Source organism: Sinomonas sp. ASV486, assembly GCF_030908215.1.
Classification (GTDB): Bacteria; Actinomycetota; Actinomycetes; order Actinomycetales; family Micrococcaceae; genus Sinomonas; species Sinomonas puerhi.
Genome location: NZ_JAVFJK010000001.1, coordinates 312,688 through 339,217, shown reverse-complemented (window position 1 = coordinate 339,217; position 26,530 = coordinate 312,688). Strand labels below are relative to the sequence as shown.

Here is a 26,530-nt window from a genome sequence, read left to right as displayed (position 1 = left end):
GCTATCGTGCCGTGGTTGAATGCCTCACGGAGCCGTTTCGGTGTCCCTGTGGATAACCCGGTCCCGACCCGAGGCCCGATTGGTTCCCGACCCGGTCCCGTCAGGCACAATTCGGGCGCGGATCTCCCCACCAGCGGGCCTTGGACGCTGCGAATTGTGCCTGGCGGGACCGCTACGCGCTCACGGTGGTGACGGGCAGGGAGGACTCCGGCGCGAACTCGAGGCCGCTGGGCTCCCGGCCGTCCATGATGATCCGTGCAGCGAGGGCGGCAACCATCGCGCCGTTGTCCGTGCACAGCGAGAACGACGGCACGGCGAGCGAGATGCCTGCCTCGCGGCACCGCTGGGCCGTGAGCTCGCGCAGCCGGGAATTGGCAGCGACGCCTCCGCCCAGAAGCAGGCTGCTGATCCCGTGCTCCCGGCACGCGAGGATCGCCTTGGACGTGATCACATCGACGACGGCTTCCTGAAAGGACGCCGCGATGTCGGCGACAGGGACCGGCTCCCCAGCAGCCTCGAACTGCTCGACGCACCGTGCCACGGCGGTCTTGAGACCGGAGAAGGACCAGTCGTAGCGGTGCGGCCCCGGCTCTTCGGCGCTGCCCATGTACTTGGGCTGGGTGAGCCCGCGCGGGAAGCGGATGGCCTTCGGGTTGCCTTCGCGCGCGAGCCGGTCGATGGCCGGGCCGCCGGGGTACCCGAGCCCGAGCAGCCGGGCCACCTTGTCATAGGCCTCGCCCGCGGCGTCGTCGATCGTGGAGCCGAGCAGCTCGACGTCCCCCGCGATGTTCCGCACGCGCAGGACCTCGGTGTGGCCGCCCGAGACGAGGAGCGCGCCGAGGTCCGGCGGCAGCTCGCCTCCGTAGACGCTGCCGTCGAGAAGGCCTACCCCCACGTGGGCCACGAGGTGGTTGACGGCGTAGAGCGGCTTGCCTGTTGCCACGGCGAGAGCCTTGGCCCCGCACACGCCCACCATGAGCGCCCCGGCGAGCCCTGGGCCGGAGGTGACGGCGAGGGCATCGACCTCGTCCAGGGTCACGCCCGCGGTGTCGAGGGCCTCCCGAAGCGTGGGAATGAGCGCGTCGAGGTGGGCGCGAGAGGCGATCTCGGGGATGACTCCCCCGAAGCGGACGTGCTCATCCATCGAGGAGGAGACTGTGTTGGCAAGCAGCGTGGTTCCACGGACGATCCCCACGCCCGTCTCATCGCACGAGGACTCGATGCCTAGGACCAGCGGCTCCCGGCTGCTCATTCCTTCTCCCCTTCCCCGGCAGGGCTCTCCCCCGCCGGCGCCGCGAGCGGCAGCTGCATGATGAGCGCGTCGACGCCGTCGCGGTAGTAGCGCCGACGGGTGTGGATGTGGCTGAAGCCGAAACGCCGATAGAGGCCCTGCGCCCGCGGGTTGTCGGCGCGGACCTCGAGCAGCACGTCGTCCGCGCCGCGACGCCGGGCCTCGTCGATGAGCTCGGTCAGGAGCGCCGAGCCGATCCCCCGGCCTTCGCGCTCGGGCACGACGGCGATCGTCTGGACATCCGCTATCGGCTCAAGGCTCATGAGCCCGGCATACGCCACGATGCGGGGTCCGTCCGGCCCCGGCTCCTCGGCGACGTAGTACCGGCGCGTCGCGGACTGCGCGATCTCGTCGCGGAACATCTGCTCGGGCCACGCGTCGACCGGGAAGAGGATGCGCTCAAGCGCGTGCACGGCGGGCACGTCGGCCTCGGTCATGTCGCGGAGAACGACGCCGGCGGGCAGCTTCACGTTCACAGCGCCCGCTTCCGCGGGCCCGGGACCTGGGCGTCGGACTCCCGGAGATACAGGGGCGTCGTGTCGGGCAGGGCCACGCCGGCGGCGAGGAGGGCCACGGCGGCCAGGCCGAGGGAGGCCGCGGTCGGCTGGGCCGAGTCGAACCCCGGCGCGGCGCGCGCGCCGGCCCCCGCGAGCTGCTCCGGGTAGAGGCCCGCTCCCGCCCCGTAGACGGGCAGGCTCGGCAGCTCGCCGGGCGCACTCACGTGCGGCCCGTCGAGGAGCGCACCGCCCGCGGCGTACCGAGCCCAGTAGAGCTCCTTCCGCCGGGCGTCCGTCGCGACGACGAATTCAGAGTCCGGGCCGCCGGCCTCGACGACGTCCCACGCGAGCGCCGCGAGGCTCATGAGGCCGTCGAGCGGCACGGACCACGCGAAGGCCAGCGCTCGCGCGGTCGCGATTCCCGAGCGCAGACCGGTGAACGGGCCGGGTCCCACTCCCACCACGATCCGGGCGATGTCCGGCCCTGTAAGCTCCTGCTCGGCCACCAGCGCCCGAATCCCCGGCGCAAGCACTTCGGCGTGGGACTTCGTGTCCTCGGTCGCGAACGAGGCGAGGACCGCGGCGTCGCTGTATGACTCGTGGCACCGGATGAGCGCCGCGGAGGCGATCGCGGAGGTGTCGATGGCGAGGACGATCACCGGGCGTCTCCCGCGGCATCGGCTGGCGGTTGAGGCGAAACCCCCTGGGTGCGAGCCGAGTCCCCCGGTGGCTGCGCGGGGCGAAGCGGAGTCGAAACCCCGACCCCAGCGCCGCCGGGCCCGATCTCACCGGTCTCGACCCGTTCGACGGCCGGCCAGTGGACCGCGGGCCGCCCGGCCCACCGAGGACCGAAGGCGCGGATCAGCACCAGGCGCGGCTCGTCGTCGTCCTCGGTGTCGAAGTCCAGGGTGGGCCCGGCAGCGGCGGGAGGGGCGCTGGGGCGCCGCATCTCGATGTCGAGGCGGCTGTCGGAGAGGTCGTCGACGAGCCCGCGGCCCCACTCGACGACCGTGACGGCAGTGTCCGCCCAGTTCTCGAGGTCCAGGTCCGCGACCTCGCCGGGGCCGCTGAGCCGGTACGCGTCGACATGGACCAGATCGGGGCCGCCGGGCCGCGGCCCGTGGACGAGGTTGGGGTGGATGCGCACGAGCACGAAGGTGGGCGAGATAATCCCGGGGCGGACGCCGAGCCCCTGGCCGAGGCCCTGGGTGAACGTCGTCTTGCCGGCGCCGAGTTCGCCGGAGAGCACCACGAGGTCCCCCGCGGACAGCACGGCTCCGAGGGCTGCGCCGAGCGCCTGGGTCTGCTCCGCAGTCGTGGGCGCGAACGCGATCTCCCACTCGGGCAGGCTCGTGGACGACGGCCCGCTCATGCGTCCTCGCCCTCGTAGACCCGGGGCACGCGCGGGCTGATGCGCGTGACGATCTCGTAGTTGATGGTTCCGGTGGCGCGGGCCCAGTCGTCGGCGGTGGGCCCGCCGTCATCGCCGGTGCCGAAGAGGACCGCTTCGGCACCGCGGAACGCCTCGGGGTCGGCGTCGGGTCCGAGGTCCACCACGATCTGGTCCATCGCCACTCGCCCCACCACCGGGTAGGTCCGACCGGCGATCCGGACCGGGCCGCCCTCGGAGGTGCGCGGCACGCCGTCGGCGTAGCCGAGCGGCACGAGTCCGAGTGCGCTCGGGGATGACGTGCGGTACGAGAGTCCGTAGCTCACGCCCTGTTCCGCCGGGACGCGCTTTGCCTGCGAGAGCGTGGCGCGCAGGGTCATGGCAGGGCGCAGCCCGAGGTCCGCGGATGTCTGGTCCGCGAACGGTGAGAGCCCGTAGACCGAGATCCCGGCGCGTACGAGGTCGAAGTGGCTGTCCGGGCGCGAGAAGACCGCCGGCGAGTTGGCGATGTGCCGTACCTCGAGGTCGCAGCCAGCGTCCTCGGCGAGCGCGATGGCCTCACGGAAAGCATCGAGCTGGAGATCGGTCTCCGGGCGCTCGGGCTCGTCCGCGACGGCGAAGTGGCTGAACACGCCGGCGACGCGGAGGAGCCCCTCGTCCTGGTACTGGACGGCCTCGCCGACCACCGCCTCCCACCGGTCCGCAGGCGCGCCGTTGCGCCCGAGCCCGGTGTCGATCTTGAGGTGCACCCGCGCCGGCCGCTCCTGCTCGCGAGCTGCCGCGACGATCGCCTCGAGCTCCCAGCCCGAGCAGCCCAGGTCGATCCCGGCGGCGACCGCCGCTGAAAAGTTCGAGTCGGGCGTGTGGAGCCACGCGAGAATCGGTGCATCGATGCCAGCAGCGCGCAGCGTGAGCGCCTCACTGATATGCGCCACGCCGAGCCACGAGGCACCTGCCGCCAGCGCGGCCCGCGCCACCTCCACGGAACCGTGGCCGTAGCCGTCCGCCTTCACCACGGCCATGAGCCTGGCGGGCTCCGCGACCTTGCGGATCACGCGGACGTTGTGCCGGATCGCGTCGAGGTCCACGACGGCGGCGCGTTCCGGCAGACGCGACAGACGGGTGGTGGGCACACTGGAGGAGAGGGGGGCGGGCTCGAAAGTCACGCCCCCGAGTCTACTCGCGGCGCACGACGCCGCCCGGTCGCCGCCCGCGGGGACCGCGCCTGTCGAGGCGCCGGTGGGACGCCTGCGGTGGCGCCCGTGAGGACCCGCCCCGCCGCGGACACGTAGCCTAGGGAAGGTGCAGCACCATGACCGCGTGGCGATGATCTCCCTCCACACGTCCCCCCTCGAGCAGCCGGGAGCCGGGGACGCGGGCGGGATGAACGTGTACGTCTCGCAGCTCGCAAGGGCGCTTGCGGCCGGAGGCGTCGGCGTGGACATCTACACGCGTGCCACAGCGCCGGACCAGCCGGACGCAGTGAGGCTCGCCGAGGGCGTCGTCGTGCACCACCTCCAGGCCGGGCCCCGCCGGCGGCTCGCCAAGGAGCAGATGCCTCCGCTCGTCGACGAGTTCGCGGCCGCGATGCTCACCCGGATGCAGGGCGCTGGAGCTGTGCCGCGCGTCGTCCACAGCCACTACTGGGTCTCGGGGCTTGCGGGCCTTGAGGCCGCCCGCGATCTGGGTGTGCCGCTCGTCCACACGATGCACACGATGGCCCGGGTCAAGAACCTCCATCTCGCCGCCGGCGACGTGCCGGAGCCCAGCAACCGCGAGCGCGGCGAGCAGCGGCTGGCGGACGAGGCCACCCGGTTCACGGCCAACACCTCCGCCGAGCGGGACGAGCTCCTGCGGCACTACGGCGTCGACGACGACCGGATCGACGTGGTCTCCCCCGGCGTGGACCTGTCCGTGTTCCGGCCCGCGTTCAGGACCCGTTCGCGGCTCGGCGCAGGCGTGGGGACCAGCGAATTCCATGTCCTCTTCGCGGGCAGGATCCAGCGGCTCAAGGGGCCCCAGATCCTTGTCGAGGCCGCTGGCGAGCTGCGGCGGCGTCGGCCCGACATCCCGCTGCGCGTCACGATCGTCGGGGCGACGAGCGGATCGGCGGGCCTCGACCTCGACGTGCTCGCGCTCGGTGAGGGGCTCGGCGGAGTGGTACGCCGGCTGCCGCCCGTGCCCGCCGAGGATCTCGCGGACTGGTTCCGCGCGGCCGACGTCGTGGCGATGCCCAGCTTCTCGGAGTCATTCGGGCTCGTTGCCCTTGAGGCCCAGGCCTGCGGGACGCCCGTCGTGGCGGCACGGGTCGGTGGGCTCACCCAGGCCGTGTGCGACGGGCGCACGGGGTTCCTCGTCGACGGGCACGAGCCCTCGACCTGGGCGGCCGTGCTCGAACAGCTGCACGACGACCCCCAGACCCGCTGGGACCTCGGCCGCGCCGCCTCGATCTATGCCGAGCGGTTCGGCTGGGAGCAGACCGCCGAAGGAACGCGCGCCGCCTACCGCACGGCGCTCCACGAGTTCGCCGGGACGAACGCAGGGCCGAGCGCCAGGGAGCACGACGAGGCGGCCGTCCGCCTCCCCTGACGCCGAGATCACCTCCCCTGACGCCGAAATCACCCCTGCGCCGCAAGTCTGGAGGTCACGTCCTGGGAGTCACATCCGGTTGGCTAATGTCCTGGCAAAGACCATCAGGACATGACCTCCAGATGGGTAGTGGTCGCACACCCGGCGGCACACGGGGCCTCACGCGTACCGAACTCCCCAGCTTCAGTCTTCAACGATCACCCCACGTCGTCACCGAGGCCCGGAATCTCGGGCCTCGAGCCCACCGTGAAGGGGACCGACGGTCCAAAGTCTGGGGAGGAACGCACGGACGCCCCCGGACGGGAGGCCCGCCGCGGAACCCGGGCTAACGCGAGGAAACCGGGTCAATCGCCACGGGGGCGCCGACCGGTGCCTTGCGCGTCTTCATCCGCAACGCGAGCACCACCCCGGCGGCCACGATCGAGGAGACCGCAAGCCCGTACAGACCCCCGACCACCGAGCCGGTGGTCTGCTGAAGGTACCCGAAGACGCTCGGGGCCACGAAGCCGCCCAGATTGCCGATCGAGTTGATGAGCGCGATGCCGGCCGCCGCGATGCGGACGTCGAAGTAGGACTGCGGGATGGGCCAGAACAGCGAGGACGCGGACTTGAACCCGAGCGCGGCGATGCAGATGCCGATGTACATGATCACGGGGCCGCCGATCGTCGAGACGAACATGCCGATCGACGCGAGGACAAGGGCGAACGCGACCCAGCGCTGGTAGACGGGGCGCTTCGAGGCGAGACCAGCGAAGACGTACATGGCGATGATCGCGATGACCCACGGGATGGTGTTCCAGAGGCCAACCTGGAAGTCGTCCATCTTGCCCATCTGCTTGATGATCGTGGGCAGCCAGAATGTCGCGGCGTAGATCACGAGCTGGATCGCGAAGTAGATGAAGCAGAAGAGCAGGATCTGGGTGTCGGCGAGGAGCTTCCACACGGAGACCTTGCCGCCCTGAGCATCCTCGCGGTCGGTCTGCTCGGCGTCGAGCTCGGTGCGCAGGGCAGCGCGCTCTGGGTCGCTGAGCCACTTGGCCTTCTCGGGCGAGTTGACGAGCGCGAACCAGGTCACAGCGGAGAGGACCACGGCGGCGAGGCCCTCGATGATGAACATCCACTGCCAGCCGTGGAGGCCGCCGCCGGAGATCATGAGCAGGCCGCCCGTGATCGGCCCAGCGATGATCGACGCGACGGCGGAGCCCGTGAGCAGGATGGCCATGGCCTTGCCGCGGTAGGCGGCAGGAAGCCACGTGGCGATGTAGAGGACGCAGCCCGGGAAGAACCCAGCCTCGGCCACGCCCAGGAGGAAGCGCAGGATGTAGAAGACGGCCTCGTTGGTCGTGAGGGCCATCGCGGCAGCAACGATGCCCCACGTGATCATGATGCGGGTGATCCAGACCTTCGCGCCGAACTTGTGCAGGAGCATGTTCGAGGGCACCTCGAACACCGCGTACCCGACGAAGAACAGCCCCGCCCCGAGACCGTAGGCGGCGGCGCCGATGCCGAGGTCGGTCTTGAGGTGCGAGGCGACGAAGCCCACGTTGACCCGGTCGATGTAGTTGATGATGAAGGCGATCACGAGCACCGGCAGCAGCCGGGCCATGACCTTGCGGGCGGCAGACGCGAGCACTGGTGAGGGTGCTTCGGCGAGGGGGGTGCTTGCCATGATGGGTGTTCTCCTGACGACGGTCAGCGGCGACCGCCTCGCGGATGAAGTGATGGGTACCCCTTGAAGGTATGGCCCGCATCACGCTGAGTCGAACACTATTTCTGCATGATTCGATACCGTCACGGCATCACTGGCTAGGATGGCGCAATGTTCTCCCTCGACCAGCTGCGCTGCTTCGTCGCCGTCGCCGAAGAGCTCCACTTCGGCCGCGCCGCCGAGCGGCTCCACATGACCCAGCCCCCGCTGAGTCGCCAGATCCAGCGGCTCGAGGCCGCGATCGGCGCGGAACTGCTCGAGCGCAACAACCGCTCGGTCAGGCTGACGCCCGCCGGGGAGACGACGCTCGTCCAGGCGCGGGCACTGCTCGCCCACGCGGAGGCCCTCCCGACGGCGGCCCGCCGCGCGGCCGCCGGCCTCACGGGAACCGTCCGGCTGGGGTTCACGGCCACGGCGGCGCTCAACGTCGTCGACGTCGCGCTCGCCACCGTCGAGCGCGAGGTCCCCGGCGTGCACCTGAGCCTGCGCGAGATGGTCAGCAGTGAGCAGATCGAGGCGCTCGAGCACGGCGAGCTGGACCTCGCCCTCCTGCGCCCGCCCGTGGACCTGCCCGGCTACGAATCGTTCGCTGTGCACCGCGAGGCGCTCGTCCTCGCCGCGCCCGCGGACGGGCCGTTCGGCGCAGCCGGCACCGTGGGGGGCTCGGCGCACGACGGCGCGCCGGTCGCCCTGAGTGCCCTCGCGAACGCCCACCTGCTCATGTACTCGCCGACGTCGGCGGCGTACTTCCACAACCTGGCCTCCGGACTCGTGGGGAACCTCGCGCTGGACTCGGTGCAGTACATCACCCAGATTCCGAGCATGGTCGCGCTGGTCGACGCCGGCCGCGGAGTCGCGCTTGTGCCGGCCTCGGCCTCGTCGCTGCACTTCCGCAACGTCGTGTTCCGGCCGCTCGAGGGGGTGGCACCGGACGTCGTCGAGCTCCACGCATGCTGGCGCACCATCGCCGAGACGCCTGCCCTCCGACGGGTGGTCCGAGTGCTCCGGGAGAGCGCCTTCAGCTGATGCCATTCGGGAATCACTCGATGCAAAGAGAGTCTTGGACTTGCATGATTCGCGGCTCCTAGTCTGAGTGGGACGCCCGATCGAAGGAGACCCATGGCCACCGAACCCGCAGAGCTCGCCGCAGCAATCGGCAGCGGGCTGCTCTCATTCCCCGTCACCCCGTTCACCGCTGACCTCGCCCTCGACGAGGGCCGGTTCCGCGAGCACATGGCGTGGCTGGCCGAGTGGCCCGTGGCGGGCCTGTTCGCCGGCGGTGGCACCGGCGAAGGCTTCTCCCTGACCGACTCCGAGACGGACACCCTCGTCCGCGCGGCCGTCGCCGAGGTCGGGGGCAGGGTCCCCGTGCTGGCACCGGCCACCGGGGCGACCGTCAACGCCGTCGCCCAGGCCAAGGCCGCCGCTGCCGCGGGGGCCGATGGGATCTTCCTCATGCCGCCGTACCTGACGGAGTCGGACCAGGAGGGCCTCGCGGCCCATGTGCGCGCCGTCGCGGAGGCGACCGACCTCGGCGTCGTCTTCTACAACCGCGCCAACGCGCGCCTCGACGCCACGACTCTGGACAAGCTCGCCGCCGAGTTGCCCACCCTTGTGGCCTTCAAAGACGGCGTCGGGGACCTCAATGCGATGGTGAAGATCTACGCGACCCTCGGCGACCGGCTCACGTACATCGGCGGCCTCCCGACGGCGGAGACCGTGGCCCTGCCGTACCTCGAGCTCGGCTTCACGACCTACTCCTCGGCCATCTTCAACTTCATCCCGGAGTTCGCCGTCGGGTTCTACCAGGACGTGCGGGCCAAGGACGCTGCGAGCGTCTACCGGAAGATCAACGACTTCTTCCTGCCGTACCTCGACATCCGCGACCGCCGCAATGGCTACGGCGTGTCCATCATCAAGGCGGGCCTGCGCGCCATCGGCCGCCCTGCCGGCCCCGTGCGCCCGCCGCTGCAGGACCTCACCGACACCGAGCTTTCCGAGCTGACCGCGCTCGTAGAGCGCATCAACGCCGACCGCGTCAAGTGAGGAGCACCATGACCACCGCGAGCACCCTCCAGCTCACCGGCGAGATGATCATTGGCGGCGAGGCCGTCCTCGGCACCGCAGGCGACGTCCGCGCCGTCGACCCTGCCACCGGCGCCGCGCTCGAGCCCGCCTTCGGCCTCGCCGACGAGGCGCAGACAGAACTCGCCGCGACCCTCGCCTCCGCGGCCTTCGACGCCTACCGGGCCACTGCGCCTGAGGACCGCGCCCGGTTCCTCGAGCGCGCCGCGGACAACATCGAGGCCCTCGGCGACGAGCTCGTGGAGCGCGCCGTGGCCGAGACCGGCCTGCCCGAGGCCCGCATCCGCGGCGAACGCGCCCGCACCACCGGCCAGCTGCGCCTCTTCGCCGCCGTACTCCGGGAGGGCTCGTGGCAGGGCGCCCGGATCGACCCGGCGCTCCCTGACCGGCAGCCCACCCCGCGCGCCGACATCCGCCAGCGGAAGGTGCCCCTCGGCCCCGTCCTCGTCTTCGGAGCGAGCAACTTCCCCCTGGCCTTCTCGACGGCTGGCGGGGACACGGCGTCGGCCCTCGCCGCAGGCTGTCCCGTGATCGTCAAGGCCCACAACGCCCACCCGGGCACCTCGATCCTCGTGGGCCGCGCCGTGGCGCAGGCGGCCGAGGAGTCCGGCCTCCCCCGCGGCACGTTCTCCGTGATCCTGGGACGCGGCAACTCCGTGGGCCAGACGCTCGCCGCCCACCCCGCCATCAAGGCGGTCGCGTTCACGGGCTCCCGCGCCGGCGGCCTCGCCCTGGCCGCGACCGCGGCCGCACGACGAGAGCCGATCCCCGTGTACGCAGAGATGTCCAGCACGAACCCGGTGGTCCTCCTTCCCGGGGCGCTCGCCGCGGGCGCGCATGACGTCGCCGCGGGCTTCGTCGGTTCACTCACCCAGCACGCGGGCCAGTACTGCACCAATCCGGGCCTCACGTTCGTCCCGGAGGGTGCGGCGGGCGACGCGTTCGTCACCGCGGCCGCCGCCGAACTCGCCGCCCAGCGCGGCCAGACGATGCTCACCGCCGGGATCAGCGCCGCCTACACCGCCGGCTCGGAGCGGCTCGAGGGCGAGGCGGGGGTCGACGTCGTCGCCCGCGGGACGGGCGGCGACGGCCCCAACGCGCCAGCCCCGCTCCTGGCCGCGACGAGCCCCGAGGCCTTCGACGCCAACCCGCGCCTCGCGGAAGAGGTCTTCGGCTCGACCGGGCTGCTGGTGCGCTACGCCGACACTGAGCAGCTCACGCGTCTCCTCGAAGGGCTCGAGGGGCAGCTCACCGCGACCGTGCAGCTCGACGCGTCCGACGCCGCCGACCTCGCCGCCGCGCGCGGTCTCCTGCCCGTCCTCGAACGGAAGGTGGGCCGGATCCTGTTCAACGGGTGGCCCACCGGGGTCGAGGTGGGCCACGCGATGGTGCACGGAGGGCCGTTCCCGGCAACCTCGGATTCACGCACGACGTCGGTCGGCAGCCTCGCGATCGAGCGCTTCCTCCGTCCCGTGGCGTACCAGAACGTCCCGGAGGCTCTCCTGCCCGAGGCCCTCCGGGACGCCAATCCGCTGGGGATCCCACGCCGCATCGACGGGGAGCTACAACTCCCGGCCCCCGCCGAAGTCACCCCTCCCCACGCCGAGATCACTCCCGAGGACCCCGCAGCATGAGCACCACGACCGAACCATCCGCGGCCACCGCGTCCGCCCGAGCAGCCGCAGGTGCCCGCACGCCGACGATCGCGCGCGTCGAGGTCGTGCCCGTCGCCGGAAGAGACAGCATGCTGCTGAACCTGAGCGGCGCGCACGGGCCCTTCTTCACCCGGAACATCTGCATCGTCACGGACAGCGACGGCCGCAGCGGGCTCGGCGAGGTGCCGGGCGGCGAGGCGATCCGCCGGACCATCGAGGACGCCGGAGCGCTCCTCGTCGGCGAGCCGGTGGCGCACTACCGCCGACTCCTGCGCCGTATCGGCACCTCCTTCGCGGACCGGGACGCGGGCGGGCGCGGACGCCAGACCTTCGACCTGCGCACCACCATCCATGCCGTCACTGCCGTCGAGTCCGCCCTGCTGGACCTGTTCGGCCAGTTCCTCGGCGTGCCCATCGCGGAGCTCCTCGGCGAGGGGCAGCAGCGTGACAGCGTGCCCATGCTCGGATACCTCTTCTACGTCGGCGACACGTCTGCGACCGACCTCCCCTACGCCACCGCGGACCGGACGGGCGGCTCGAACGCAGACACGGACGACGGCGAGTGGTCCCGGATCCGCCGCGAGCCCGCCCTGACGCCCAGCGCCGTCGTGCGCCTCGCCGAGGCAGCCCAGGCCCACTACGGGTTCAGCGACTTCAAGCTCAAGGGCGGTGTGCTGCCGGGCGAGGAGGAGGTGGCCGCCGTCGTCGCGCTTCACGAGCGCTTCCCAGACGCGCGGATCACGCTCGACCCCAACGGCGGCTGGCTCCTCGCCGACGCCGTGCGCCTCCTCGGCTCGCTGCCGCCGGGCACGCTTGCGTACGCCGAGGACCCGGTGGGCCAGGAGGGAGGGTTCAGCGGCCGCGAGGTGATGTCCGAGTTCCGCCGGGCCACGGGCCTGAGGACGGCGACGAACATGATCGCCACCGACTGGCGCGAGATGGGGCATGCGATCCGCAGCCAGTCAGTGGACATCCCGCTCGCCGACCCTCATTTCTGGACCATGCAGGGATCCACGCGTGTGGCACAGATGTGCCACGACTGGGGGCTCACCTGGGGTTCGCACTCGAACAACCACTTCGACATCTCCCTCGCGATGTTTACCCAGGTCGGCGCCGCCGCACCCGGGGAGATCACGGCCCTCGACACGCACTGGATCTGGCAGGACGGCCAGCACCTCACGCGCGAGCCGCTGCGGATCGAGGGCGGCGCGATCGCCGTGCCCGAGCGCGCCGGTCTCGGAGTCGAGCTGGACCGGGACGCCCTCGGCGCCGCCCACGCGCTCTATCTCGAGCACGGGCTCGGCGCGCGGGACGACTCGATCGCGATGCAGTACCTGGTGCCCGGGTGGCAGTTCGACGCCAAGCGCCCTTGTCTCGTCCGCTGACCCCGCTCCGCCGAAGTCACCCCGTGTGAGCGCGAAGTCACCCCGCGTGAGCCCGAGATCACCCCGTGTGGCGCCGAAGTCACCCCGCGCGCATGTACCCAGCGAAGTCAGGCCCAGGACGTGCCCGGAGTACGAGCGCGTTGAGCAAGTTCGCGGCACTGCGGCGGCTCCCGCGCACGACGGCGGCTGGCCGTCTCCCGCGTCACCCTCGCCGGCGGCGCCAGGTGACCTCAACACCACACCCAGTGATCTCAGCACCACACGGGGTGACTTCGGGCTCACGCAGGGTGACCTCGGCACCACACCCAGTGACCTCGGCGCACCAGGCAGTGACCTCGGCACCACACGGGGTGACCTCAGCACCACACGGGGTGACCTCGGCGAAGTTCGCGGACTGCGCGATAGGGTGACGCCATGACCGCCACGGCACAGACGCCCAGCGCTGCAGGTTCCGGCTCTCCCCTGCCGAATGACCTCGAGATCGCGCGGGCCGCAACCCTCCGCCCCATCGAGGAGATCGCTGCGGCGGCCGGCATCCCCGCAGAGGCGCTCGAGCTGTACGGGCGCCACAAGGCGAAGATTGACCTCGCGCGGCTGCCGGCGGAGAACCGCCACGGTCAGGTAGTCCTCGTCACGGCGATCTCGCCGACTCCTGCCGGGGAGGGCAAGTCCACACTGACCGTGGGCCTCGCCGACTCCCTGACGCGAGCAGGGAAGAAGACCATGATCGCCATCCGCGAGCCGAGCATCGGCCCGATCCTCGGGATGAAGGGCGGCGCGACCGGCGGCGGACGGTCCCAGGTCCTCCCGATGGAAGACATCAACCTCCACTTCACGGGCGATTTCCACGCCATCACGTCGGCGAACAACGCGCTGTGCGCCCTCATCGACAACCACATCTTCCAGGGCAATGAGCTCGGCATCGACCCTCGCCGCGTGGCGTTCCGGCGGGTCATGGACATGAACGACCGCTCGCTGCGCGACATGGTGATCGGCCTCGGCGGTCCCGGGCAGGGTGTCCCCCGCGAGGCGGGCTTCGACATCACGGTCGCCTCCGAGGTCATGGCCGTGTTCTGCCTCGCCTCCTCCGTCGCGGACCTCAAGGACAGGCTCGCGCGCATCACGTTCGGCTACACCTACGAACGCGCGCCCCTCACGGTCGCAGACCTCGGTGCGGCTGGCGTCATGGCGATGCTCCTCAAGGACGCCATCAAGCCCAACCTCGTCCAGACGATCGCCGGAACGCCGGCTCTGGTACATGGCGGCCCCTTCGCGAACATTGCGCACGGGTGCAACTCGGCCCTCGCGACGACGACGGCGCGTCGCCTCGCGGACGTCGTGGTTACGGAGGCCGGCTTCGGCGCAGACCTGGGCGCCGAGAAGTTCATCGATATCAAGTCGCGGGCCGCGGACGTGGCTCCGTCTGCCGTCGTGATCGTGGCTACGGTGCGGGCCCTCAAGATGCATGGCGGCGTCGCGAAGGACGCGCTCAAGACGCCGGACGAGGGCGCCGTCGTGCGCGGGTTCGCGAACCTCGCGCGGCACGTCGAGAACGTGCGGAAGTTCGGACTCGAGCCCGTCGTGGCGGTCAACGAGTTCGCGACGGACACACAGGAGGAGCTCGACACCGTCGTGCGCCTGTGCCGTGAGGCAGGCGTGCGGGTCGCCATCGCGGACGTGTGGGGCCGCGGCGGCGGTGGCGGCGGCGGCGACGGCCTTGCGCGCGAGGTCCTCGCCGCGCTCGAGTCGCCCGGGCAGGCCCGCCAGCTGTACCCGCTCGAGATGGGCATCGAGGAGAAGATCGGCACCGTGGTCCGCGAGGTCTACCGGGGGGCTGGCGTCGAGTTCTCCGACCAGGCCCGGCGGATGCTGAGGCAGATCCGCGAGAACGGGTGGGACGGCCTGCCCGTCTGCATGGCCAAGACGCAGTACTCGTTCTCCGACGACCCGACCCTGCTCGGCGCGCCCGAGGGCTTCACCGTGCACGTGCGCGAGCTGTGGCCGCGCACGGGGGCAGGATTCATCGTGGCAGTCACGGGTTCGATCATGACGATGCCCGGGCTCCCCAAAGTTCCAGCGGCGATGCGCATGGACCTCGACGAGGACGGCCAGATCACGGGCCTCTTCTGACCCGCCGGGACCTCAGCATCGGCGGGAGAATGCGACGGGCCGAGGGAGCGCCCCCCCACATGGTCCCCCCATGCAACGCTCCCTCGCGCCTGTGCGTTTCCAAGGATAGTGTTGCTATCCACAGGCGCGCCACGTGGATAGCAGAAGGCCCTGTCACTATCCACGGCCAGCCCGACGGGGAGGGACCGTGAAGCTGAGCGAACTCAGCGACCGGGCGGGGACGCCGGCCGCCACGATCAAGTACTACCTGCGCGAGGGGCTCCTGGCACCAGGCCACCCCGTCACAGCGACGCGCTCCTCGTACGACGACGCGCATGTCACCCGTCTGCGGACGATCCGGACGCTCCGCCACGCCGTGGGGCTCAGCGTCGCGCAGGTCCGCGACGTCGTCCGCCTGATCGACGCGGGAGTGGATCGGATCGAGGTCCTCAAAGCCCTCCAAGCAGCCGTCCAGAGGCTCGATCCGCCGCAACCGGGACGCACGGCCGCGGGAAACCGCGTGGTCGCCGCCCTCGGCTGGCCGGACGTCCCGACAGGTGCGCGCGGAGCGCTCGACGCCCACCTCGAGGCCATGACGGAACTCGGCGTTGCCCCCTCCGCGGCCCGCCTCGAGGCCTACGCCCGGGCGGCCGATGAGATCGCGATCGTGGATATCGCCGACGCCGTCGAGGCCACGGACCTCGAGGACCTGGTGGTGCGCACGGCGGTGGGCATGCACATGAACGCACAGCTCGTGCAGCGCCTCCTCGCCCTCGCGCAGGCGAGCCGGTCGATCATGCAGTACGGCCAGGCAGCGCAAGGGCCCGGGTTGCTCTCAAGGTCCGGGGACCGGCCACGACGCCCCGCGCCGGGCGAGTAGCCGCCGCTACGCGAGCGGACGACGGCGGCACCCACCCGCCGTCGTGCCCTTGCTTTCCTACTCAGCCCTGCCCCGTGCCTGAGCGCAGGCGGGCAAGTTCCCGCCGCAGGCGCGCGTTCTCGTCCTCTAGCTCCAGGATGATCCGGATGCCTTCGATGGTGAGTCCCGCCCCGACGAGCCCGGCGATGCGCTCGAGCCGCTCGACGTCGTCCTCGCTGTAGCGCCGGGTGCCGCGGTCGGTCCGGGACGGCGTCAGGAGTCCCCTGCGTTCATAGAGCCGAAGGCTCGAGAGAGCCATCCCGGAGAGCTCCGCGGCCACCGAGATCGCATAGACACCCTCGGAGGAGCGCCGTGCACGGCCCATTGGATCTCCTTCCAAAAGGGTCTTGATCTTCTCCGTCGAATTCACTATATCTATGTCCGTAGAGACAGATCCACCGCGGATCGTCCTACCGAGAAAGTTCCTGACAATCCGATATCGATCATCTGGAGGTGGCAAGAGATGCTCATGCGAACCGACCCCTTCCGTGAGCTCGACCGGCTGACGGAGCAGGTCTTCGGTACCGCGTCGAGGCCCACGACCATGCCGATGGAGGCTTGGCGCGAGGACGGCGAGTTCGTCGTCGAATTCGACCTGCCGGGAGTGGACCCCGGGACCATCGACGTAGACGTCGAGCGCAATGTCCTCACGGTCAGGGCGGACAGGCAGACCCACCGCCCGGACGGTGCCGAGGTGATTGCAGCGGAGCGCCCATCCGGCACGTTCGGCCGTGAGTTGATCCTCGGCGACGCGCTGGACACCGGAAAGGTCACGGCGCAGTACGCCGACGGCGTCCTCACGCTGCGGATTCCGGTTGCCGAGGAGGCGAAGCCGCGCAAAGTCGCGGTCTCCATGACCCGCTCGAACAAGGAGATTGCAGCCTGAGGGGCCCTGGCCTCCGGCGGGACTGCGCTTGGGCACCGCCGGGGGCCACGGCCTCCACCACGCGGAGGCCGTCATGCGCGCGAGGGATTTCTACGAAGTACTGGGGGTAAGCCGGACCGCAGGCCCGCTGGAGATCCGAGCGGCGTACCGGCGGCTCGTGCGCCAACTCCACCCGGATGGTGGCCGGTCGGGCTCGGAGCAGGATCGCGAACGGCTCGGTGAGGTGATGGAGGCCTATGCCGTCCTCGGGCGTGAGGATCGCAGGGCCGCCTACGACTCGGCGCTCGAGCGGGCCGAGTCCGCCCTTTGGGCGCGGCCGTTCCCACGCCGCAACGTCTGGCTCGGGCCACGGATGCCGATCGGCGAGCCGGCCGGGGACGCGGCCGACCTCCTACGGCTGCTCTCCCGCTGGCTCCGCTGACCCGACGCCGCCAGGCCGACAGCAGGTGCCCATAGAGGTGAAGGAGGGGCTATGAGCCCAGAATCAGGCGGCTGGCGCCGCTACGACACCACCCTGTTTCCCGTGTTCCACGAGAGGTTCGAGGAGAAGTGGGGCGAGGGCACGGCGCCATTCCTCGATCCCAGCGTGTTCGAGAGTGACCAGCCACGGCCGAGGGCGCAATGGATCAACGTTGACACCGGCGCGGCTGTCGCCGTCGTACCGGTCTGGGAGGACGATCCGGCGGCCCGCTCGTTTGCGGTGTTCTACCTCCCGCCCGCCGGCGGGATCTGGGTCCTGCGGCCGCCCGGAATTTCGCCCTACGTCGAGGCCGTGTCGAATGGGCCTGCCACGAGCGCCCCCGCAGCAACCCTCCGCAACGACTCGTTCCGCAAGGCCGTGGAGCACGCCGAGGCGTTCATCTACGGCACCTAGCGAGAAAGGAGGCGAGAAAGGAGAAGCCCCAAGGAGGGATCACGATCCGCCAGGACGTACGACGGCGGGTGCGCGTCCGCCGTCGCCCGCTCGCCGTCGTCGTCCGCGCACCGTCAAGGCAGTCAGGCCGGGGCCACCTCCGGCGGCGCGCTGAGGCCCTACGCCGCCGGCCTGGAGCCAATGATCCCGCCCGTGCTCGCGAGCCCAAACGCATGGGTTGCGTGGTTGTAGTCTGCCCACGTCGCCCCGGCCTCGGCGTACGCGCGCCGGGCCGCGGGGTCCACCCGAACGCCGCGGCGAGCCGCGAAGTCCAGGACGAGCCCGCCGTCTACCGTCCCGAATCCCGGGGCGCTGTGGCCGCCACCACGAAGCGCGACGTCTAGCCCCGCCTCGCGCGCGAAGCGCACCGCCGCCATGACGTCCGCTGTCTGCGAGACACGGAGGACCGCCGCGGGTCTGCGGTCCACCATGCCGTTGAACACCGCGCGTGCGGCGTCGTACTCGGGGTCCCCCGCCTCGATGATCTGCCCGCGCACCTGCTCGCGGAGCGCGTCGAACCGCGTGTCAGCCATGGCCCCTCCTCAGGGGCTCAGTGAGACCGCCTCCGCGCGCGGGTCTTGGGTCCCAGCCGTCACGCGCGATTACCTACGGTGTACGCCGCCAGCAGGGGCAGGTCAAGACCGCATGGCGGGCGGACGACGTCGGGTGCGCACCCGCCGTCGCCCGCCTCCGCCGCGTCTCCGGGGGCCTACCGCTCGAGCTCGCCCCGGATGAACGCCTCGACATCGGCACGCGCGAGGTCGTCGGCCTTCTGCACGGGCGGGGACTTCATGAAGTACGCGCTCGGGGAGGTGAGCGGACCGCCGATCCCCCGGTCGAGGGCGATCTTGGCGGCGCGGACGGCGTCGATGATCACGCCAGCGGAGTTGGGCGAGTCCCAGACCTCGAGCTTGTACTCGAGGGAGACGGGAGCGTCGCCGAAGTTGCGGCCCTCGAGGCGCACGAACGCCCACTTGCGGTCATCGAGCCAGGCCACGTAGTCGGACGGGCCGATGTGAACGTCCCGTTCGGCGAGCTCGGCCTCGACGTTGGAGGTCACAGCCTGCGTCTTGGAGATCTTCTTGGACAGGAGCCGCTCGCGCTCGAGCATGTTCTTGAAGTCCATGTTGCCGCCCACGTTGAGCTGGTACGTGCGGTCAACGGTCACGCCGCGGTCCTCGAACAGCTTCGCGAGGACGCGGTGGGTGATGGTTGCGCCGATCTGGCTCTTGATGTCGTCGCCCACGATCGGGATGCCAGCCTCGGTGAACTTGGCCGCCCACTCCGGGGTTCCCGCGATGAAGACAGGGAGGGCGTTGACGAAGGCCACGCGCGCGTCGATCGCGCACTGAGCGTAGAACTTGGCGGCCTTCTCGGAGCCGACCGGCAGGTAGCAGACGAGGACATCCACCTGGGCCTCGCGGAGGGCGCCGACCACGTCGACGGGCTCCGCGTCGGACTCCTCGATGGTCTCCCGGTAGTACTTGCCGAGGCCGTCGAGTGTGTGGCCCCGCTGGACCGTCACACCGGTGGGCGGGACCTCCGCGATCTTGATCGTGTTGTTCTCGCTCGCGCCGATCGCGTCGGCGAGGTCCATTCCGACCTTCTTGCCGTCCACATCGAACGCCGCGACGAACTCAAGGGAGCCCACGTGGTAGTCGCCGAACTCGACGTGCATAAGCCCCGGGACGGTGCCCTGCGGGTCGGCATCCCGGTAGTAGTGCACGCCCTGCACGAGGGAGGCGGCGCAGTTGCCCACGCCCACGATGGCAACACGGATCTTCTTCTCTGACACGGTTCTCCTCGTCACGTTCTGGCCACGGCGCCGAATGACGTGCGGCGCAGCACAGACATCCTACCGGCGCGGGACTCCCTCGCCCGAGGCAGGCTTCGTAGACTGTCGGAATGGCACGGAATAAGAAGAAATGGTCCGAGCTCAGCGGCGGCCAGCGCTTCGGCGTCGTCGTGGGCGCCGTCATCCAGATCGCGCTTCAGGGGGCCGCGCTGCGGGACATCGCGAAGCGGCCTCCCGAACAGGTCAATGGGCCAAAGGCCGCATGGGTCGCGGCCACGTTCATCAACACCATCGGCCCCATCGCCTACTTCCTCCTGGGACGCAGGCATTCGCCCTCAAGGGTCGAGCAGGGAACCGGGTCGGACGCCTCCTCGGCGGGGCTCCGCACGGCCATGGGCGTCTCGATCGGCAAGAAGCTCGGCTAGGGGTCGGCCGGACGCACGACGGCGCCGCTCGCCGTCGTGCATCCGCCCACCTCGCGCTCTGCGTACCACCCGACGCTACTGGCGAGGCACCCGCACCGTGAGTGCCCCGGGGTCCACACGCGCGGAAAGGGTGCGCCCGGTTCCGAAGTGGTCGCCGTCGAACTGCACGTCGAGCGGCTGCTCAGCGCTGATGCGTAGGGCCGTGCCGGTGAAGTGCCCAAGATCGGTCGACCGGCGGCGTACGCGGCCCAGGAGAGAACCAGCCACGCGAAGCCAGCCCAGGAGGCCACGCGGGGCCACCGCAAGCACGTCGAGGATGCCGTCGTCCGGGACGGCCCCTGGGAACACCTCGACGTCGCCCTGGATCTGCCCGCAGTTGCCCACCATGACCCCGCGCTGGCGTCGCTCGAGCACGCGCCGCCCCTCGACGTCGACTCTCATCCGAGAGGAGTCGCCGACGATCGTCCGAGCCGCGGACACGACGTACGCGAGCCAGCCGACCTTGGCCTTGAGGCCCTCGTCCGTGTTGGCCATGATCGCGGCGTCGAGGCCCATGCCGGCCATGACCACAAAAGCCAGCTCGTCGCCGTCATCCACCCGCGCCCAGACGACGTCGATGCACCGTCCCCTGCCAGCGAAGGCCGTTTCGAGCGCAGTGTCCGGATCGTCGAGGCCGATCCCGAGGTTGCGGCACAGGAGGTTCCCAGTGCCCAGAGGCACAATGCCGAGCGGTGTGCCCGTACCGGCGAGCTCGCCGGCCGCGGCGCGCACCGTGCCGTCGCCGCCCCCAACGACGACGAGTTCCGCGCGCCGAGCGAGGGCCTCACGGGCCATCCCCCCGCCGGGGTCCTCGGCGCTCGTCTCCAGGATGAGGGGCTCCACGCCGGCGTCGGCGCATCGGGCGCGGAAGGCCTTGGCGAGCGCCTCGGCGCCGTCCTTGCTCGGATTGACGACGAGTGCACAGGTGTCCACGGTTTCCCCCGCAGTGCCAAGGCTCTTGGCATCGGAAAGCTCTTGGCCGCAACGTTACCCAATGGCGGCCAGGTAAAGATGTGGTGACATCCGGCCCCCCGTGTGTCTCCCCCGCACGGCCCCATGCTAGGAAGGGATCAGCCTGGCCATCACGGCAGGCAACGGGATGAACATGATCGCACCACATCAAGGAGTTGACATGGGCTTTTTCGCATTCCTCGTCCTCGGACTCATCGCGGGGGCCATCGCAAAGCTGATCCTTCCGGGAAGGCAGGGCGGCGGCTGGATCATGACCCTCATTCTCGGGGTCATCGGTGCTCTCCTCGGCGGCTGGCTCGGCGGCCTGATCTTCGGCGGCAACACTCTCGGCAGCTTCTTCGAGATCCGCACCTGGATCACGGCCATCGTCGGATCCCTCATCGTCCTGCTCATCTGGGGACTCGTGACGAGGCGGCGCGCCTGACGCACGCTGCGTAGGGGCGGTGCCGGAGCGATCCGGCACCGCCCCTTCGTGCATCAAGGTCGAGCATGAGCCCGATCCCCGCAGGCCCGGACCTAGTCCCTCCGGCCCTCGTCCACCCCGTCAGCCTCAATGTGCTCCTTGGCCGTGTCCCGGCTTACGGTCCGCTCGTCCGTCTGCGTCTCGGTGCCAAGGCGGACCCGCTCCACGGGGACGGTCTCCGTGTCCACCACCGGACGCTCCTCGTGGAGCGTCACCTCATGCTCCTCCTCGGAGAGGTCGGGGCCGTCCATCGCGGCGTCGCGGTTCTCGTCCGTGATCGGCTCGCGCTCCAGCCGGACCTCCTCCCGCTGAACGGGGACCGTCTTGGTCACGTTCTCGGTCGTGACGTACTTGCGCAGCCGCGCGCGCCCGGTCTCCCGCTGCTCGGTCCCTACGTGCAGGCGCTCCTCCGAACGGGTCATCGCATCGTCGGTGGTCGGTCCTGAGGTGTCACCACCCACAGGGCCCGTCCGCCCCGTCTCCCCGACGGTCCTCTCGGTCCCGCCATAGGCCGAGCCGCCCTCGTCGAAGACCTCGCCGGTGTCGCCCTTGGTGGGAGCCGAGGTCTCCACGATGCCCTGGGCTGGCCCCCCGTTCCGCCCGTAGTGGTCATAGAGGCGGTCCTCCTCGCCGGGCTCGAGGTGCCCGTCGGGATCGACCCGGGGGGCGTCCTTCACCTGGTCCTTGGTGTACGGAACGGTGAGGTCCTCGCCGCGGACCATCGCCCCGTCGAGAGGGACGAACGATTCCTTCATCCCGAACAGTCCCGTCTTGACCGTGACCCAACTGGGCTGGTCCGTCTGATCGTCGATGTAGAGCTCGCCGATCGCGCCGATCTTCTCGCCGTCCTGTCCCAGGACGTCCCCGCTTCCGCGGCCGAGCACGTCCATATCTTCGCGTGTAACCATGGTGGTAACTCCTTGGCCAGTCGATGGATGCCTTCTCGAGCGCCCCCATTTCTTGAGGGACACACGGCCACCGTGTGCGGCCGCGATACCCCGATCAATAACCACTCCGCTCTTCGGCCAAACAACACCGCGTCCATGGAGATCGTCTCAGCGCAATGACTGTTGACGAGGGGCCGGCAGTGAACACGCGGTGGACTGCCTGGAAATCGGGCGTCGTGACGCTAGGCGGACAGCACGACGGCGGCCAGGCCGGGCAGGCGGACAGCCTCGCCGGACGCGCCGGTAACGACGGCGCACGCCGGGTCGGTGGCCGCCACGGCACGTCCGGCGAACCCCGGCGGCAGGGGGACATCCACCGGCCCCGGCCCGAAACCGACGCACACGATCGCCCCAGGTCGCCGCCACGAGATCCAGCGGGCTCCTGCGGCTTCGCCCTCGATCACGTCCGTCTCGTCCAGACGGCCCGACCACAGGCCCGGCAGCTCGGCGCGCACCTCGATCAGGCGACGGTACAGCGCCAGGAGACGGGCGCCGTCGTGCGTCCTAGCCTGGGTCCAGTCCAGGACGGACCGCTCGAACGTCGCGGGGTCCTGCGGGTCGGGCACGTCGAACGGGTCCCACCCCATCTCCTCGAACTCGGCGAGGCGGCCCTCGGCGGTGGCGGCCGCGAGTTCGGGCTCGGGGTGCGAGGTGAAGAACTGCCAAGGGGTCGTCGCCCCGTACTCCTCCCCCATGAACAGCATGGGCGTGAAGGGCGACGCGAGGATGAGGACGGCGGCGACCGCGAGGCCGTCCCAGTCCAGAACGGCGCTGGGCCGGTCCCCAGCGGCACGGTTGCCCACCTGATCATGGTTCTGGCACGAAACCACGAGCTGCGAGGGCCGCACCCGGGCAGGGTCGAGGGGCCGCCCGTGGCAGCGGCCGCGGAAGCTCGAGAGCGTGCCGTCGTGGAAGTACCCGCCGCGGATCACCTTCGCGAGAGCACCGGGGGCCGCGAAGTCGGCGTAGTAGCCGCCCGTCTCGCCGGTGAGCGCCACGTGGACCGCATGGTGCACGTCGTCTGTCCACTGGCCCGCGAGCCCGTAGCCGCCCACGGCCCGCGCGGAGACGATGCGCGGATCATTGAGGTCCGATTCGGCGATGAGCACCTTGCGGCGCCCTGTAGTGCGCTCCACGTCCTCGGCGACGAGCTGGAGCTCCTCGAGCAGCGTCAGGGCGCGGCGGTCCAGGAAGGCGTGGACAGCGTCGAGCCTGAGCCCGTCGACCCGGTAGTCGTCGAGCCACATGCGCGCGTTGTCGAGGATGAACGAGCGCACCTCATCGGAGTCCGCGCCGTCGAGGTTGACGGCGTCGCCCCACCCGGTCGATGCGCCGGCGAGCAGGTAGGGGCCGAACTTCGGCTGGTAGTTCCCGCTCGGCCCGAAGTGGTTGTACACGACGTCCTGTATCACGGCGATTCCCGCCGCGTGCGCCGCGTCGACGAAGCGCTCGTACGCCGCGGGGCCGCTGTAGCCCTCGTGGACCGCGTACCAGAGCACGCCGTCGTAGCCCCAGTTGCGGGGACCGTTGAACGCGTTGACGGGCATGAGCTCGACGAAGCCCACGCCGAGGTCAGCGAGATACGCCAGGCGCTCCGCCGCGGCGTCGAGCGTCCCGGCCTGAGTGAACGTGCCCACGTGCAGCTCGTAGACCACGGCGCCGGCCAGGTCCCGGCCGGTCCAGCCCTCGTCCGCCCACGCGTGCCGGCCCGCGTCGAAGCCGGCGGAGAGGGCATGGACGCCCTCGGGCTGGCGGCGGGAGCGTGGGTCCGGGAACGGGCCCTCGGCGTCGAGGACGAAGCCGTACCGCGCGCCGTCGGCCAGCGCGGCGGCCACCCGCCCGGCCTCGGACGACGGCGGCGACCACCACCCGCCGTCGGCCTCCTCGAGCCGGAGGTGCTCGGCACCGGGGCCCGCGCCGAGGACGAGATCGACGCGGGACGGGATCGGTGCCCAGACGGCACCGAGGGGTTTCGACTCCGCTTGTCTCCGCCCGACCGGCGCGACCTCGTCACCCATTGCCGTTCGCCTCCTCCGGAACGAGAAGCGCGACAGGCAGGGCGGCCAGCACCGCGCCCACGGCGACCTCGCCGGCCTCGAAGGAACGGCCGGTGAAGGCGTCGCGGGCGGGCCGTGCGAGCCGGACTGTCGTCGTGCCCCAGCCTCCCGACTGCTCGAGGCGCGCCGGGAGCCGGGTCGCGAGCACGGCGACGCCGCGTTCGCCGCGCCGGAAGCCGATGAGGTGGTCAGCGCCGTCCCCGGACGCCTCGATGGGCGCGTACCCGGCGAACAGCTCGGGCCGGTCCCGGCGCAGCCGCAGCGTGCGGGACACGACGAGCAGCTTGGCATCCTCCGCGAGCGGCCCGACTACAGGGGCACCCGCATCCAGGGCCGCGAGCGCCTCGGACCGGGCCCCGAAGTCAACGTCCCGGCGATTGTCCGGATCGCACAGCGACCGGTCCCAGAACTCAGTGCCCTGGTAGACGTCCGGAACGCCCGGCATGGCCAGCTGGAGCAGCTTGGCGGAGAGCCCGTTGGAGGCACCGAACGGCGCGATCCGGTCCGCGAAGCCCGAGATGAGCGCGTGGGCCTCGCTGCCCTCATCGACGGCCGCGTCGACGAGCCGGTGCAGGGCGGCCTCGAATTCCTCGTCTGGAGCCGTCCAGAGCGTGTGGACCCCGGCCTCGCGTGCGGCCTTCTCGGCGTATTGGGCGAGCCGTGCGCGGTCCGCCGGCCATGCCCCGAGGATCGCCTGCCACAGGAGGTTCGCGAGGGGCCCGTCAGCGAGCGGCGCTGCCTCGAGCAGCCGCGGGAGGGTGCTGGCCCACTCGTCGGCGAGCTCGGACAGGACCGTGATGCGGGCCCGGGCGTCCTCGCTGCGCTTGGTGTCATGGGTCGTGAGAGTCGTCATCGAGTGCGGCAGCCTGCGCTCGCGCTCCGCGAGCGCCCCGTGGAACTCGCCGGGGGCCGTGGCGAAGACGGTCGGGTCTCCCCCGACCTCCGTCAGCGTCCCCAGCCGCGTGTACCGGTAAAAGGCAGTGTCCTCGACCGCCTTGGCCATGATCATGCCGGTGGTCTGCTGGAAGCGCCGGCAGAGTTCCTCGTCGGGGTCGGCGAGCCGCGGCGCGAGGGCTTCGATCGTCGTCATCAGGTCGGGACGCACGACGGCGGCGTCCCGACACGCGCGGGCCAGGATCGCGGCGTCGTGCCCGCCTCCCCCAGAATCCGGGGTCACATCCCTGCGATCGGGGGTCACCTCCCTGCGATCCGGGGTCACCTCCCTGGGTTGCGGGGTCAGGTACGTCCGGTACACCGGGAAGTGCGCGGCGATCTCGGCGATGGCCTCGGCGAGGGCCTCGAGGGACGGGGGTTCCGGCTCCTCTTCGCTCGGCTCAGCCGCCGCCCCCTCGGCGACCTGGGCGGCCGCGAGCCGGGCGAGGCGCAGGACCTCGGCGCGGAGCAGCCCGTCCGCCATCCAGCGCTTGGTCTCATGGATCATGGCGGCGTAGTCGGCGGGCCCTCCACGCAGGCGCGTGTCGAGGGCCGTGAGCGGCTCCTCCCCCGCGGGGTCCACGAGAACGCGGTCCACGAGCCCCAGCGCGTCATAGCCTGTGGTGCCCTCGCACTCGAAGTCGTCCGGCAGGACCTCCCCCGGTTCGAGGATCTTCTCCACCAAGGTGTAGGCGCCGCCCGAGAGCTCCCGGAGCCGCTCGAGGTACTCGGCGGGGTCCATGAGCCCGTCCGGGTGGTCGATGCGGAGGCCGTCCACCAGCCCGTCCTCAATCCATCGGTGCACCTCTGCGTGGCTCTGGGCGAAGACCCACGGGACCTCGACGCGCACACCGGCGAGCGTGTTGACGGCGAAGAAGCGCCGGTAGTTGAGCCGTGTGTCCGCCTCGCGCCACGGGATGAGCTGGTAGTGCTGGCGGTCGTGGACCTCCTGCGCCGAGTCGCCCACGCTCCAGGATCCGGCGGCAAGGGGGAACGAGTGCTCGTAGTAGCGCAGGCGTGTTCCTTCGACACGGAGCAGGCCGAGGTCCTCTTCCGAGCCCAGCACCGGGATGAGCACCTTCCCGCCCCCCGCGTCCCAGTCAACGTCGAACGCCTCCGCGTACCTCGAGCCGCGGCCCTCGCGCAGGAGAGACCACCACCACGGGTTCTCCTCGGGCACAGCCACGCCGAGGTGATTCGGCACAATGTCCACGAGCACGCCCATCCCGGCCCCGTGAGCGGCGGCGGCCAGGGCCGCGAGGCCCTCGCGCCCGCCGCGCTCCCGGTCCACGCGGGAGGGGCCCGAGACGTCGTACCCATGCTCGGAGGCGCCCACCGATTCGAGCAGGGGCGAGAGGTAGAGCCAGTCCACGCCGAGGGAGGACAGGTACGGCACGAGCGCCGCGGCGTCGTCCAGCGTGAACTCGGGGCGGATCTGGAGTCGGTAGGTGGAGGCGGGGGTCTTCACGGGG

General features: G+C 70.9%; 25 protein-coding genes. 12 read left to right on the top strand and 13 right to left on the bottom strand.

Going from position 1 to position 26,530, the window contains the following annotated elements:
* Window positions 1–172: 172 nt before the first annotated feature.
* From tsaD to alr, 5 genes are read right to left on the bottom strand one after another with little or no spacing between them, the layout of a single operon-like run.
* A complete protein-coding gene (gene tsaD / locus RBS60_RS01555) occupies window positions 173–1,252 on the bottom strand; it encodes a tRNA (adenosine(37)-N6)-threonylcarbamoyltransferase complex transferase subunit TsaD (RefSeq protein ID WP_307955744.1) in 1,080 nt (359 codons plus the stop codon).
* On the bottom strand, window positions 1,249–1,728 hold the full coding sequence (gene rimI / locus RBS60_RS01550; RefSeq protein WP_307955989.1) for a ribosomal protein S18-alanine N-acetyltransferase: 480 nt from the start codon (window positions 1,726–1,728) through the stop codon (window positions 1,249–1,251). Before rimI ends, tsaD begins: the two co-directional genes overlap by 4 nt.
* Before the next feature lie 35 nt (window positions 1,729–1,763).
* Entirely contained in the window at window positions 1,764–2,447 is a 684-nt protein-coding gene (gene tsaB / locus RBS60_RS01545; RefSeq protein ID WP_307955743.1) for a tRNA (adenosine(37)-N6)-threonylcarbamoyltransferase complex dimerization subunit type 1 TsaB, read from the bottom strand.
* Window positions 2,444–3,160: a tRNA (adenosine(37)-N6)-threonylcarbamoyltransferase complex ATPase subunit type 1 TsaE gene (gene tsaE / locus RBS60_RS01540; RefSeq protein WP_307955742.1), complete on the bottom strand. Its 717-nt coding sequence runs from the start codon at window positions 3,158–3,160 to the stop codon at window positions 2,444–2,446. Before tsaE ends, tsaB begins: the two co-directional genes overlap by 4 nt.
* Window positions 3,157–4,311 carry an alanine racemase gene (alr, locus tag RBS60_RS01535; protein ID WP_307955988.1) on the bottom strand — a complete coding sequence of 385 codons (1,155 nt, stop codon included), beginning with the start codon at window positions 4,309–4,311 and terminating at the stop codon, window positions 3,157–3,159. The genes tsaE and alr overlap by 4 nt, the downstream gene beginning before the upstream one ends.
* Window positions 4,312–4,504: 193 nt before the next feature.
* On the opposite strand from alr, the gene mshA reads away from it, so the two are divergent.
* Complete coding sequence (gene mshA / locus RBS60_RS01530; RefSeq protein WP_307955987.1) at window positions 4,505–5,767, top strand: D-inositol-3-phosphate glycosyltransferase; 1,263 nt, start codon at window positions 4,505–4,507, stop codon at window positions 5,765–5,767.
* Window positions 5,768–6,092: 325 nt separating this feature from the next.
* On the opposite strand, the gene RBS60_RS01525 is transcribed toward mshA, so the two are convergent.
* Window positions 6,093–7,436: an MFS transporter gene (locus RBS60_RS01525; protein ID WP_307955741.1), complete on the bottom strand. Its 1,344-nt coding sequence runs from the start codon at window positions 7,434–7,436 to the stop codon at window positions 6,093–6,095.
* Between the two features lie 150 nt (window positions 7,437–7,586).
* On the opposite strand from RBS60_RS01525, the gene RBS60_RS01520 reads away from it, so the two are divergent.
* From RBS60_RS01520 to RBS60_RS01495, 6 genes are all read left to right on the top strand, one after another.
* Entirely contained in the window at window positions 7,587–8,501 is a 915-nt protein-coding gene (locus RBS60_RS01520) for a LysR family transcriptional regulator (RefSeq protein ID WP_307955740.1), read from the top strand.
* A gap of 93 nt (window positions 8,502–8,594) precedes the next feature.
* Window positions 8,595–9,521, top strand: a complete 927-nt coding sequence (gene kdgD / locus RBS60_RS01515; protein ID WP_307955739.1) for a 5-dehydro-4-deoxyglucarate dehydratase — start codon at window positions 8,595–8,597, stop codon at window positions 9,519–9,521.
* Window positions 9,522–9,529: 8 nt separating this feature from the next.
* Window positions 9,530–11,194 (top strand): aldehyde dehydrogenase (NADP(+)), encoded by a 1,665-nt coding sequence (locus RBS60_RS01510; RefSeq protein WP_307955738.1) that lies wholly within the window; start codon window positions 9,530–9,532, stop codon window positions 11,192–11,194.
* 110 nt (window positions 11,195–11,304) lie between these two features.
* A complete protein-coding gene (locus RBS60_RS01505) occupies window positions 11,305–12,600 on the top strand; it encodes an enolase C-terminal domain-like protein (RefSeq protein ID WP_307955986.1) in 1,296 nt (431 codons plus the stop codon).
* Between the two features lie 414 nt (window positions 12,601–13,014).
* Window positions 13,015–14,730: a formate--tetrahydrofolate ligase gene (locus tag RBS60_RS01500; RefSeq protein WP_307955737.1), complete on the top strand. Its 1,716-nt coding sequence runs from the start codon at window positions 13,015–13,017 to the stop codon at window positions 14,728–14,730.
* 187 nt (window positions 14,731–14,917) lie between these two features.
* A complete protein-coding gene (locus RBS60_RS01495) occupies window positions 14,918–15,589 on the top strand; it encodes a MerR family transcriptional regulator (RefSeq protein ID WP_307955736.1) in 672 nt (223 codons plus the stop codon).
* Between the two features lie 61 nt (window positions 15,590–15,650).
* Here the strand turns inward: RBS60_RS01495 and RBS60_RS01490 are convergent, their stop codons facing one another.
* Complete coding sequence (locus RBS60_RS01490; protein ID WP_307955735.1) at window positions 15,651–15,953, bottom strand: MerR family transcriptional regulator; 303 nt, start codon at window positions 15,951–15,953, stop codon at window positions 15,651–15,653.
* A 138-nt stretch (window positions 15,954–16,091) separates the two neighbouring features.
* Between RBS60_RS01490 and RBS60_RS01485 the strand changes: the two genes are divergently transcribed.
* The 3 genes from RBS60_RS01485 (at window position 16,092) to RBS60_RS01475 (ending at window position 17,388) form a co-directional block, all read left to right on the top strand.
* Complete coding sequence (locus tag RBS60_RS01485; protein WP_307955734.1) at window positions 16,092–16,514, top strand: Hsp20/alpha crystallin family protein; 423 nt, start codon at window positions 16,092–16,094, stop codon at window positions 16,512–16,514.
* A gap of 73 nt (window positions 16,515–16,587) precedes the next feature.
* Window positions 16,588–16,935: a DnaJ domain-containing protein gene (locus tag RBS60_RS01480; protein WP_307955733.1), complete on the top strand. Its 348-nt coding sequence runs from the start codon at window positions 16,588–16,590 to the stop codon at window positions 16,933–16,935.
* Window positions 16,936–16,986: 51 nt separating this feature from the next.
* Window positions 16,987–17,388 carry a hypothetical protein gene (locus tag RBS60_RS01475; protein WP_307955732.1) on the top strand — a complete coding sequence of 134 codons (402 nt, stop codon included), beginning with the start codon at window positions 16,987–16,989 and terminating at the stop codon, window positions 17,386–17,388.
* Between the two features lie 158 nt (window positions 17,389–17,546).
* Here the strand turns inward: RBS60_RS01475 and RBS60_RS01470 are convergent, their stop codons facing one another.
* A complete protein-coding gene (locus RBS60_RS01470) occupies window positions 17,547–17,960 on the bottom strand; it encodes an FAD-dependent oxidoreductase (RefSeq protein WP_307955731.1) in 414 nt (137 codons plus the stop codon).
* A gap of 176 nt (window positions 17,961–18,136) precedes the next feature.
* Complete coding sequence (locus RBS60_RS01465; RefSeq protein WP_307955730.1) at window positions 18,137–19,222, bottom strand: inositol-3-phosphate synthase; 1,086 nt, start codon at window positions 19,220–19,222, stop codon at window positions 18,137–18,139.
* Window positions 19,223–19,332: 110 nt separating this feature from the next.
* Between RBS60_RS01465 and RBS60_RS01460 the strand changes: the two genes are divergently transcribed.
* A complete protein-coding gene (locus tag RBS60_RS01460) occupies window positions 19,333–19,647 on the top strand; it encodes a PLD nuclease N-terminal domain-containing protein (RefSeq protein WP_307955729.1) in 315 nt (104 codons plus the stop codon).
* A 75-nt stretch (window positions 19,648–19,722) separates the two neighbouring features.
* Here RBS60_RS01460 and RBS60_RS01455 read toward each other — a convergent pair whose 3' ends face one another.
* Complete coding sequence (locus tag RBS60_RS01455) at window positions 19,723–20,619, bottom strand: diacylglycerol kinase family protein (protein ID WP_307955728.1); 897 nt, start codon at window positions 20,617–20,619, stop codon at window positions 19,723–19,725.
* Between the two features lie 199 nt (window positions 20,620–20,818).
* Here RBS60_RS01455 and RBS60_RS01450 point away from each other — a divergent pair, with 199 nt between their 5' ends.
* Window positions 20,819–21,082: a GlsB/YeaQ/YmgE family stress response membrane protein gene (locus RBS60_RS01450; RefSeq protein WP_307955727.1), complete on the top strand. Its 264-nt coding sequence runs from the start codon at window positions 20,819–20,821 to the stop codon at window positions 21,080–21,082.
* A 92-nt stretch (window positions 21,083–21,174) separates the two neighbouring features.
* On the opposite strand, the gene RBS60_RS01445 is transcribed toward RBS60_RS01450, so the two are convergent.
* The 3 genes from RBS60_RS01445 to treY all read right to left on the bottom strand — a co-directional run bounded on the left by RBS60_RS01445 (window position 21,175) and on the right by treY (window position 26,526).
* On the bottom strand, window positions 21,175–22,029 hold the full coding sequence (locus RBS60_RS01445; RefSeq protein WP_307955726.1) for a PRC and DUF2382 domain-containing protein: 855 nt from the start codon (window positions 22,027–22,029) through the stop codon (window positions 21,175–21,177).
* A gap of 221 nt (window positions 22,030–22,250) precedes the next feature.
* Entirely contained in the window at window positions 22,251–24,086 is a 1,836-nt protein-coding gene (gene treZ / locus RBS60_RS01440) for a malto-oligosyltrehalose trehalohydrolase (protein WP_307955725.1), read from the bottom strand.
* Window positions 24,079–26,526 carry a malto-oligosyltrehalose synthase gene (gene treY / locus RBS60_RS01435; protein WP_307955724.1) on the bottom strand — a complete coding sequence of 816 codons (2,448 nt, stop codon included), beginning with the start codon at window positions 26,524–26,526 and terminating at the stop codon, window positions 24,079–24,081. The genes treZ and treY overlap by 8 nt, the downstream gene beginning before the upstream one ends.
* Window positions 26,527–26,530: the final 4 nt, after the last annotated feature.